The sequence below is a fragment of the Candidatus Pantoea deserta genome (assembly GCF_003813865.1).
GTDB classification, from domain to species: Bacteria; Pseudomonadota; Gammaproteobacteria; order Enterobacterales; family Enterobacteriaceae; genus Pantoea; species Pantoea deserta.
Genome location: NZ_RMVG01000006.1, coordinates 215,915 through 223,788 on the forward strand (window position 1 = coordinate 215,915; position 7,874 = coordinate 223,788).

The following is a 7,874-nucleotide window of genomic DNA, read 5'->3' on the forward strand; positions in this document are numbered from 1 at the left end:
GTTATCGGTCGCTGAGGTCAATACGGCCGATATGCGATGCCTTACACAATCGAATCGACTTCACACCGTAGTAGATTATGGGGCGGCTCTGGCCGCCCTATCTCCACTGAGATTCTACGCACAGCTTGATTTTCGTTGTGCTGAGACAGCGATTATTCGCTATTTTCCTCGCTCACAATAAAGCACGCCGCCACGTGATTTTTCGCTGGCTTTGGTCTCGACGATCGACACCACCACGCGATCGCGCTCTACGCCGAAACTCTCTACTACAGCTTCAGTGATCTTAACCATCAGGGTTTTCTTCTGCTCGGCAGAACGGCCTTCTACCGCATAAACCACAATTTCAGGCATTCTCTTCTCCTCTTGTGAATTCATGCCAAATGGCTTCAGCATGAAATAGAGTCTGGCGGTCTCTTCGAGCTCTTCGGCGTTGAATACCGCTTCACGAATATCTTTGCCTGAAATAATTGGGCCGTGATTAGCCAGCAGTTTCGAATTATGTTCAGCAGCGAGTTTTTCTACCTCTTCGGCTATTACCGGCGATCCGGGAGGAAGGTAACGCACCACCGGCAGTTTGCCGACGCGCATCACCTGGTAAGGCGTAATCGGCGGCAGCGCATTCTCATTATCCAGTCCAGGCAGGCAGGAGAGGGCTGTCAGCCACGGCGAATGCAGATGCACGATGCCGCCGCACTGTGGACGCTGACGGTAGATCGCCAGATGCATCAGGATCTCCTTCGACGCCTTCTCTCCCGCCAGTAGCTCGCCTGTCATCGTCACTTTGCTCAGCGTGTCGGGATCCAGATCGCCGAAGCTGGAGTTGGTCGGCGTCGCCAGTACATTGCCGTCTGGCAGCTTCAGGCTGATATTACCCGCGCCGCCGCTGCTGTAGCCGCGTTGATACATTGATCGGGCGTAGCGCACCAGATCCTGGCGCAGTTGAGATTCACTCATGGAAAGACTCCTGTGCCTTCAGGAAAAAGTCACTGTTGCCAAAGTTGCCGGATTTGAGGATCACCCATTTCCGTTCATCAAGAACCTGCGTCCAGGGCACGCCGGGTGCGACGGCGTCGCCTATAACCATGCCGCGAATATGCAGTCCCTGCGTGACGGCGCCGGAGGTTTATAGAACGACATCGCTACGCGCGTGACTGGATTTCATAGCTGCGGCAGGTAATCGCGCTCCGTTTAAGATCATCGTCCACCTCGCGATGGGCATTCATAATGTCACCCATGGCGTCGAGGACACTAATAAAGCTGTGTAGATCACTGTAATATTTCATCAGGCTCTGCTTACGCCGGAGTTGACATAGTATTCTGCCCGGTCCAGCGATGGGTGTAGTTATTATTCGGGCCAGACTGATCGAGAATGCGGGACGCTGTATGGTTGACGATATCGTCTGTAGTTGAAGAATAGTTATAGAAGGCAGGCATCGGCGGTAGCATCATCGCGACAGCGCGGGTTAAGGTCAGCATGTTTTCCAGATGAATAGCGTTAAGCGGCGTTTCACGCGGGACCATCACCAGCTTGCGCTGCTCTTTCAGGGTGACCGCGGCGGCGCGGGCAATCAGGCTTTCGCCGTAGCCGCAGCGGATCGCGGCCAGAGTCTTCATATATGAGCGAATAGCAAAACAGCGAAATTTTTCTTACCAGTACCACCTTACCCACAAAAAGCGGCGTGCTGTGCAAGATAAGCCGCTGCCAAACGGTTTTTACGCGGGGCAGCAGCTGTTCTTTTTATATTAGCGCTTAACTATCGGCAACTGTGTGGCAACGTTTTACGTTCTGCGTAAGACTTAGCGTTGTTATAGCCGCGGGCCAGCTTGGGCAATACGCGCACCGGCCTCGTTGCCAGTGTACTGTTTGAAGTTTTTGATAAACAGCTGCGCCAGTCTCTCGGCTGCCTCCTGCCACTGTTCCGGGGATGCCCAGCCGTTACGCGGATCCAGTGTATTCTCATCCACTCCGGCAATCTGTTGCGGAATGGCGAGGCCAAATATTGGCAACCTTTCCTCACGCAATGCGCCGGTCTCTCCTTCGAGGATGGCGTTAACGATTTGACGCGTATCTTTCAGTGACAAACGCTGACCAGCACCGTTCCAGCCAGTATTCACAAGCCACACTTCAGCACCGCTCTGCGCGACCTTCTCCTGCAGCACGTCGGCATACTGTGTTGGGTGCAGCAGCAGGAAAGCCGCGCCATAGCAGGCGGAAAACGTCGGCGTCGGGGCCGTAATGCCACGTTCAGTGCCAGCCAGCTTGGAGGTAAAACCGGACAGGAAGTGATACTGCATCTGTTCCGGCGTCAGGCGTGAAACAGGCGGAAGCACCCCGAAGGCATCTGCCGCGAGGAATATGATGCGTGAAGGATGACCGGCGCGGGAAACTGGCTGTACGATATTCTCAATATGCGACAGGGGATAGGAGACACGGGTGTTCTCGGTTTTGCTACCATCAGCGTAATCCACGCTGCCATCTTCCCTGACTACTACGTTTTCAAGCAGCGCGTTACGGCGAATGGCACCATAAATTTCCGGTTCGGACTCAGCTTTCAGATTAATGGTCTTGGCATAGCAGCCGCCTTCAAAATTGAATACGCCGTCTGCATCCCAACCGTGCTCATCATCGCCAATCAATTGTCGACGCGGATCGGTCGACAGTGTGGTTTTCCCGGTACCGGAGAGGCCGAAGAACAGCGCCACGTCCCCTTTTTCACCACGGTTTGCTGAACAGTGCATTGAAGCGATACCCTTTAGTGGGAGCAGGTAGTTCATTACCGAGAACATCCCTTTTTTCATCTCACCGCCATACCAGGTACCGCCAATCAACTGAATATTTTCGGTCAGGTTGAAAGCAACAAAATTCTCCGAGTTTAATCCTTGCTCCTGCCACTGCGGATTCACGCAGCCTGCGGCGTTGATCACCGTGAAGTCTGGAGTAAAGTTTGCCAGCTCATCGGCGGTTGGCGCAATAAACATGTTTTTAACGAAATGCGCCTGCCACGCTACTTCAGTGACAAAACGCACTGCCAGGCGAGTATCGGCGCTAGCGCCGCACCAGGCATCAATGACATACAACGTTTTAGCCGACAGATGTTCAGTGACCAGGGTTTTCAGGTGCGCCCACACGTCAGCAGACATTGGTTTATTATCGTTACGCCCTTGGCCAGCATCCGCCCACCAAAGAGTATTTCGGGTCAGCTCGTCGCGAACGATGTACTTATCGCGTGGAGAACGACCAGTGAACTCGCCCGTATCAACCGTCACAGCGCCAGACGTGGTCAGTTTACCGCGAGCCAGACCTTTGCGTTCGGGTGAGATTTCATGCTCGAAGAGTAGTTCATAATCCGGGTTATAGACGATCTCACTGACATCGTTGATGCCAAGGTTTGAGAGATGTTGCGTGACATGTTTATTTGCGCTCATAGGATACCCTGACTCATTAGATGAAAGGTAAGGCGGCAATAACCGGCTCTGTTAAGCTGTGGATAGTAGCACTGGCCATTTGATGCAGAAATTGCATATATGCCATCTGTCATGTAGAAAATGCATAGGATTAGGGGCTGAAATCGGAGCAGAGAAGTGCTAAGTAATCTCGAGGTAAAGTGGTTCTATGACGTGATTGCACTGGAAGAGTGCCGCAGCTTTACCCTCGCGGCACAGAAACGGAATATTTCGCAATCCTCGTTTAGCAGGAGGATCCAGGCACTGGAAACTACCTTGGGTTTCAGCGTCTTCAACCGTAATGTCAATCCCCCTCAGTTGACCCCACAGGGCAGGATATTTGTCGGCTATGCCAGAAATATGCTCGACGATATGGACTTCCAGATTAGCCGAATCAAGGGGGAGGATAAGTTGAGGCAGAGCATCCGTATTGATGCGGCACCTTCGCTTTCCGTACTGCTACTGCCCGATATATTAGCTGATTACCGTGACAGTCCAGATAAAGTGTTCTTCGTTGAATCGATCAATGTCAACGATGCGGTCTTTAATCTGAAGGAAGGGAAAAGTGATTTTATCCTCTCTTTTTATAACGAAGAACTGATGAATTACCCGTTTATCAATCATAAAATCTTCGATTCCGCCCTACATCTCGTCACACCCTGCGATCAGAACGGCAATCCGTTATTCTCATTAAATAGCGAGACGCTGCCGCTGGTTAAATATGCCAATGACAGCTATATGGGACGTCAGGTCAATCAGGTGATTGATCGCATACCGAACACCACCTTTATCCTGACATTTGTCTCCTCCATGAGTGAATTGCTGAAAAGAATGATACTGAAAGGCGATGCGGTTGGCTGGCTACCGGATTACTCTATTCAATATGAGCTGAGAGAAAGGAAGCTCGCGATTATAGACCACAGCCTGACGCTGAAAATTTCTGCCTATGTTTATCGCTCTGGGGCACGTTTAAATCTTACGGCGGAACGCTTCTGGCGCTATATTAAGGAGCGAAACGTTGAGAGTTGATGGGGAGTATTTGCAAATATTATGTCCCTGCTGTTCAGAGCGATCCTTTTCAGGCGCAAAAATATCGCTCCCGGTGCTGATCTTTCTTTTACAACGCAGACCTCAAATGGCAGCTGATTATATACACTGATCTTTCGGATGATGAAGCTCAACGTCAAGCAGAGCATAGCCTTCCTGCATCGCTAAATCGAACCTGTAATTACGCTGCAGCTAACCCTGCAGCGCATCTTCAACTATTGCTGGACAGTTAATTTGCCGTCTGAAACCTTATAGTTTTTCTGGTTATTCGGGCCGAGCATGTTGCTGACAGGTTTGTTCAGAATAAGTGTTTTGTAATCCTCTGACTTCACCGCATGGTAGCTGGCGGCATTACTGGCGTCCCCTTTACCGTTATACTCAGCAATAAAGGGATAGGGGAAGACGGGGCGGCTATAAAGCACTTTAGATACTGGTTCAGCCACAGGTATGCTGGGCTTCTGCATGCCATGAAATTGCACTGAAGCGTCTTCACCTTTCGGTTTTGCTCTTTCCGGGCCAGGCGGCATGGCGGGCATGGTGGCATCATGTTCAGTTTTGCCCGCAACAAGTTTATCCGGTGCAACGCCATGCTCGGTCCAGTTCATCAGAGCCGTCAGTAAATCAACCTGATCGGGGCCTTCTCCATTACCGCAATGTGCGACGCCCGGCAGCAGAAAAAGTCTCATAAAACTGTCTACCTTTTCCGCACCCATAAATTTTTGCACACCGTTAAAATAGGCGATGGTGCCTGCCGGGGAGATGGAATCATCTGCAAGGCCATGCCAGACAATAAGCTTACCGCCCGCCGCCCTGAAAGGCTTCAGATTAGTATTAGTCGCGTTATAAAGTGGGGCAAGCTCGGCAATCCTGGAGAAATTTTGGCTGTTAAATTCAAAATCACCTACCTTAGACAGCTTCTGTTTACTGCCAGGCAGTAAAACATATTGCAGCGCAGGAAGGGCCATCATTTCAGACATAGAGCTGCCGGTTGGCGACGCAGGTACCGGCCAGCGCAGCTCTGAACCAATCGGCAGGCCAGTCGGGACATATTGCTCGCCGTTTTGCCCGCGGGCACCACGATAGAGTTTTTCCACCACATCCAGCTCTTCAGCTGTCAGACAGTCGCTTTTATCAGCCTGTTCAGGCTCACATTGTTTGATCCAGCTGCGAGAGAAAGTACATGCGTAAGGGTTTTGCAGAATGCCGTCTTTCTGGCCTGAAAACGTTGGACAATGTGTGACAGCCGCCTGATGAATCAGTGCAAGTCTGTTCTGAAGCAGGACTGGCGTACCGTCAGCACGAAGATTCGCGGTCACGTTCCAGCCGTGATAAAAGGAGTTTTGTGTAGAGAACCAAGCCGCGGGCGCGCCTGCGCTAATGCCATTGAAATCGTGCGGATAGCGTTGCGCTTCCATAAGCGCTTCTCGCCCGCCATCTGAACACCCCATAAAGTAAGCATATTTTTGCGGTTGTCCGTAATAAGCTTTGATCAGCGCTTTGGTAAACTGTGCGGTAATGTGATTCGCCCGATAAGCAAAGTCGATTCGCTTCTGTGGATCCTCTGCCCATGAAGCATCCATCATGGTTCCGGCATGCCCCATATTAGTTGCGGTGACGACGAATTCCCCGTTCATCGCTGGCACGCATCCACTGGCATTAGAGAGGCTGAGGTTAATATTGCCGCAAAGGCCGCCGCAGCCCACTTGCAGCATCCGCTGCGTCCAGTGAGCCTGCGGCAATGCCACCTCAACGCCAGTCTCAGGAGAGAGTGTGGCGCTAATTTTACAGAATGTGCCCTGTGCCGTTTTCAGCTCTGTTGCATCATTGATTTTAACTTCAGCATCAATTCCTTTGCTAAAACTGAGTGCACCGAGCTGGGCACATGAATAAACGGGTTTTACTACAGGCAGAGATTGCGCGGCTGATGCCGCAGAAAGAAGAGTAAAAAACAGGCTTAAGGTACAAAACGCCAGGATAAATTTAATACACTGGGTATAAGTATGCATGCGTAGATTCCTGTAAAAGTGCGTCATCAATTTTACCCTGTTTATGCGCTTCTCAGGTCAGGCTGACGTTAAGAAAGCGTGAATATCGTGGAAATAAATACAAAATATCTTATTCAGTAAGTATGCTGTGGCTTCAGAAGCTGAAATAACCAGTAAACACGAAAGTCTCTCACGCCATTAATCCATCGAAGTCGGTTAATGTTTTTGCCTGCCACATCCCTGTATCGGGATATAGAGCCTGTTTTTTCTGATACTCCTTGCATGAGTCATTGCCAGGGCACATCGGTCATCACTTTAGCGAGTCATACAGCCATCTTCCAGGTCTCTATTCGCGTCTTAATTTTATGATTTTACGATAAGTCCAAACGTTCCGGATTATTCAATCATGACACTTCGCTGAATCATCTTTAGAATATCCCCGCATATGTTCGATTCCGTGCCTAAAGTATAGCGCCATGTTAATTCGCTTAACCTGTGTTTTGTTTGTCCGCTATGGGCGAAAAGCGGATGTGGCATTGAGGCCAATTACCTATTGTCAATCTGACCCTCAGAGCTTTAACTTTGCTTTTTCTGGGAAACATCCCTGCGGTTGGCGCAGATGTCCTCAAATACAACGAGCGTCTTGATGACAAAGTAGTGAGCTGGCCGACAGGAACGTATTTGTATGCAAAGCTGGAGAATGCCACGCTGGATGATGTAGTTTGTCTTTCCTTATTGATAATGTCACCGTGATTTCCCGGTTTTAAATGTCACCTTCTACTGCTTTCTGATGAAGAGAAAAGGGCAGCGAGCTCATTTTTTCAGGCTGGATTTAGAGAATGACAGATAAGGTCAATGTTCAGCTCGTGTAGCGCGCGTCCGAACTGCCTTATGCCGGTACGTCGTGTTTCGGCCTGAATGACACGGAATACCGCATGTTTATCACTGTAAAACGCCACCGGCTTGCCGTGTTTATCGATGTAGTCGCGTGGGGCCGCCATGTAATCCAGGGCTGACTCACTCTGACAAAAGCGCAGGTGCATCAGACGACCGGTCGCGTCGTCAACATAAACCAGAAGGCAGCATTTTGGTGCGCGGCCCTCGAACCAGTCATGGTGTGAGTCATCGATCTGGATAAGCTCGCCAGGGCAATCCCGCCGCAGGCGCGGCTGATAAATCCGGGGCTGACGGCGAGCGTGTGGGATCCAGAGTCCGTCCCCAGTCATCCAGCATCGCAGCGTCTCAACGGAAATCGTAATCCCGTCACGCTCCTGAAGTTTTTCTGCGGCAAGTGTGGGGCCGAAACCCACGTAATTTTCACGTAGCAGCGTCAGTATGCGGTGCCGCAGAGCCTCATCGATGCGATGCGTGCCAGGCTTTCCACGCCGTGCGTCGGTA

General features: G+C 50.8%; 4 protein-coding genes and 3 pseudogenes. 1 reads left to right on the forward strand and 6 read right to left on the reverse strand.

Translation table 11 applies throughout. The annotated features are described in order from the left end of the window. Nucleotides 1–159: 159 nt before the first annotated feature. From otnC to pckA, 4 genes and pseudogenes are all read right to left on the reverse strand, one after another. A complete protein-coding gene (gene otnC, locus BBB56_RS10740) occupies nucleotides 160–954 on the reverse strand; it encodes a 3-oxo-tetronate 4-phosphate decarboxylase (RefSeq protein WP_123800951.1) in 795 nt (264 codons plus the stop codon). Then, a pseudogene (locus tag BBB56_RS10745) lies at nucleotides 947–1,111 on the reverse strand (nucleotide-binding domain containing protein); the annotation flags it as partial. The gene otnC and the pseudogene BBB56_RS10745, both read right to left, overlap by 8 nt. Nucleotides 1,112–1,293: 182 nt before the next feature. Beyond that, a pseudogene (locus tag BBB56_RS10750) lies at nucleotides 1,294–1,614 on the reverse strand (UbiX family flavin prenyltransferase); the annotation flags it as partial. Between the two features lie 192 nt (nucleotides 1,615–1,806). Continuing rightward, nucleotides 1,807–3,426, reverse strand: a complete 1,620-nt coding sequence (gene pckA / locus BBB56_RS10755) for a phosphoenolpyruvate carboxykinase (ATP) (protein WP_123800952.1) — start codon at nucleotides 3,424–3,426, stop codon at nucleotides 1,807–1,809. A 156-nt stretch (nucleotides 3,427–3,582) separates the two neighbouring features. On the opposite strand from pckA, the gene BBB56_RS10760 reads away from it, so the two are divergent. Next, the gene (locus BBB56_RS10760) at nucleotides 3,583–4,473 is read left to right on the forward strand and encodes a LysR family transcriptional regulator (RefSeq protein ID WP_123800953.1); all 891 of its coding nucleotides are present in this window, start codon (nucleotides 3,583–3,585) and stop codon (nucleotides 4,471–4,473) included. A gap of 233 nt (nucleotides 4,474–4,706) precedes the next feature. Here the strand turns inward: BBB56_RS10760 and BBB56_RS10765 are convergent, their stop codons facing one another. After that, nucleotides 4,707–6,497: a tannase/feruloyl esterase family alpha/beta hydrolase gene (locus tag BBB56_RS10765; RefSeq protein WP_123800954.1), complete on the reverse strand. Its 1,791-nt coding sequence runs from the start codon at nucleotides 6,495–6,497 to the stop codon at nucleotides 4,707–4,709. Nucleotides 6,498–7,321: 824 nt separating this feature from the next. Then, nucleotides 7,322–7,874 (reverse strand): annotated as a pseudogene (locus BBB56_RS10770) (transposase family protein); the annotation flags it as partial.

What these genes read in the sequence shown, in the direction of transcription:
- otnC (WP_123800951.1), bottom strand. Translation starts at nt 954, where the DNA reads ATGAGTGAATCTCAACTGCGCCAGGATCTGGTGCGCTACGCCCGATCA.
- pckA (WP_123800952.1), bottom strand. Translation starts at nt 3,426, where the DNA reads ATGAGCGCAAATAAACATGTCACGCAACATCTCTCAAACCTTGGCATC.
- BBB56_RS10765 (WP_123800954.1), bottom strand. Translation starts at nt 6,497, where the DNA reads ATGCATACTTATACCCAGTGTATTAAATTTATCCTGGCGTTTTGTACC.